Annotated in this window: 2 protein-coding genes and 1 pseudogene; 1 reads left to right on the forward strand and 2 read right to left on the reverse strand. The window is 74.8% G+C overall.

Annotated elements, in window-relative coordinates:
• Positions 1-416: hypothetical protein (locus ACTIR_RS26470; RefSeq protein WP_161629628.1), on the reverse strand; the 416-nt coding region annotated here is incomplete at its 3' end.
• Between the two features lie 130 nt (positions 417-546).
• Positions 547-1587, reverse strand: a complete 1041-nt coding sequence (locus ACTIR_RS0109250; RefSeq protein ID WP_026454050.1) for a polysaccharide deacetylase family protein — start codon at positions 1585-1587, stop codon at positions 547-549.
• Positions 1588-1727: 140 nt separating this feature from the next.
• On the opposite strand from ACTIR_RS0109250, the pseudogene ACTIR_RS26475 reads away from it, so the two are divergent.
• Positions 1728-2148: pseudogene (locus ACTIR_RS26475) on the forward strand (putative glycoside hydrolase); the annotation flags it as partial.

The following is a 2148-nucleotide window of genomic DNA, read 5'->3' on the forward strand; positions in this document are numbered from 1 at the left end:
CGGCCCGGCGCGCCCGGAGCGGCTCCCCCGGCGGCGTGACCGTCCGGCTCGGACGCTCTCGGGTGCGGGATCCCCGCCTGCGGGGCGTGCGACAGCAGGTTCGCGTACGCGGCGCCGGTGAACGCGTCCTTCCCGGGCGCCTGCCCGGAGAAGTGGATCCCGGAGGTGGTCCGGTGTCCACGCCGGTGCCGTGCCGGTCCGGCCCCCTCCATCACCGGATACCGCGCGAGCGGGTCCGCGACGACCCGGCGGCGCGGGTTGCGCACGCAGCCCACCAGCCCGAACAGACCCAGCAGGCCGAACACGCCGACCCCCGCGCCCGTGAGCGCGTAGGCGAGGGCGAGCGCGCCCGTCGACAGCAGGACCCCCACCACCGCCACCGTGGTCGTGGCCGGTCTCCCGGTTGTTCCGCTCATCGTCTCCTCCACGTCGGCCTCCACCGGTAGCTACCCGCACACGCGGCGACGCAAAGCGTGACCACCCGTCCGGGCGAACCGGTGCCGCCGCACCGGGACCGGTGGCGGCAGCGGACGTGGCAGCCGGGGGTCAGTACGGCTGCGCGGCCTCGGCGAACTCGGCGGCCGGGGTGTCCGTGCCCGCCGGGTAGGAGATCCGGGAGGGATCGCCGTCGGAGGTGTAGCGCAGGTCCGGGTTGTCGGCGAGTTTGTCGAGCCAGGCGGTGGACCCGAACTCGGCGCCGGAGCCGTCGGAGCCCTGCGACCGGATCCGCGGCACCCCCGCGGGGTCGAAGTTCTCCGCGAACGGCGACGGCGCCGGATTGGCCCCGACCAGCAGCACGGCGTCGTAGTCGTACCCGTCGCCGCGCAACGCCAGCTCCGCCGGGTCCGGCCGCGCCCCGAACGGCAGGGCGAGCGTGGTCGGCTCGTGGTCGGGCAGGGCCGCACGGATGGACTCGTGCCCCTCGGCGATGGCATCCTCGGCGGATTCGCGACCCACGGTGGAGAGGTTGGTGTGGGCATGGGTGTGATTGCCGACCTCGAACCCGTTCTCGTGCAGCCACCGCAGCGCCCGCTCGCCCGCCGCGCCGCCGCCGAACGGGTCGGCGTTGACGTACACGCTCGCGGTGGCGCGGAAGTCCGGGTACTCCTCGGCGACCTCGGTGAGGATCCGCACGGCCGTGCCCTCCACGGGCTCGCCGTCCGGGGTGACCCGCACGGTGCTGGGGTCGCCGTCGTCGAAGGTCAGGACCACCGGGTGCGCCCCCGCGGGCAGGTCCAGCTCACCCGAGGCGAATTCGGCGGTGGTCACCGGCACGTAGCCCTCCTCGGCCAGCCGCCGCAGCTCCGCCCGGAACGCCTCCGGGGTGCGGTCGTAGACCGAGTCGGGCTCGTCGACGAGGCGGTGGTACATCAGCACCGGGACGAGTCCGAGTTCGTTGGCTCCCACCTCCTCGGGGTCCGCGGTGGGTTCGGACGATCCGGTCGCGGGTGCCGTGTCCGCGGTGGCCGGGGCGGACCGGTGGCTGGGCCGGGTGTCCGCCGACGGTGCGTCCGGGGTGCTGCACCCGGCCACGACCACGACCGCCGACACCGCGGCCGTGGCGGTGACCATTCCTCGCAGAGACATGCCCGGCACCGTAGGCCAGACCCGCCCCGGGTACCGAGCCCACTCACCCGACCGGGCACAATCACCGTCACTCAGTGTCCGGTGTCGACAGTGCCGGGTAACCGGCCGAGCATCCGACCGTCCGCGTCCCGGAGGAACCGATGGCCCGTTTCCGGTTACGTCCACGATGGACCGTTCTGCTGATCGCCGCGGGGACCGCGATCGCGGCCGCGGTGGTCGTCCCCTCGGTGGTGTCCGACCGCCCGGACGCGGTGGTGGAGGGGATCACCGCGGGGGACACCGTCTCGCCCGAGACGCTCCGGGCGGCGCGGATCACTTCACGGCACGGCCTCGACGGGCTCGCCGTGACCCTCGACGGGAAGCCGATGCGGACCCGCACCGGCGGCGACGCGCTCCGGCCGGACCCGGAGCGGCTCGGCGAAGGCAGGCACACGCTGCGGGTCACGCCCCCGTCCGACGCCGCGCTCTTCGGCACCGACCCCGTCGAGATCGCCTTCCGGGTGGACGCGACACCGCCGACCCTGCGGGTCAGCCCGCCCGAGCCGGTGGAGAAGGGCGGCC

The sequence above is a fragment of the Saccharomonospora iraqiensis subsp. iraqiensis genome (assembly GCF_000430445.1).
Lineage (GTDB): Bacteria > Actinomycetota > Actinomycetes > Mycobacteriales > Pseudonocardiaceae > Saccharomonospora > Saccharomonospora iraqiensis.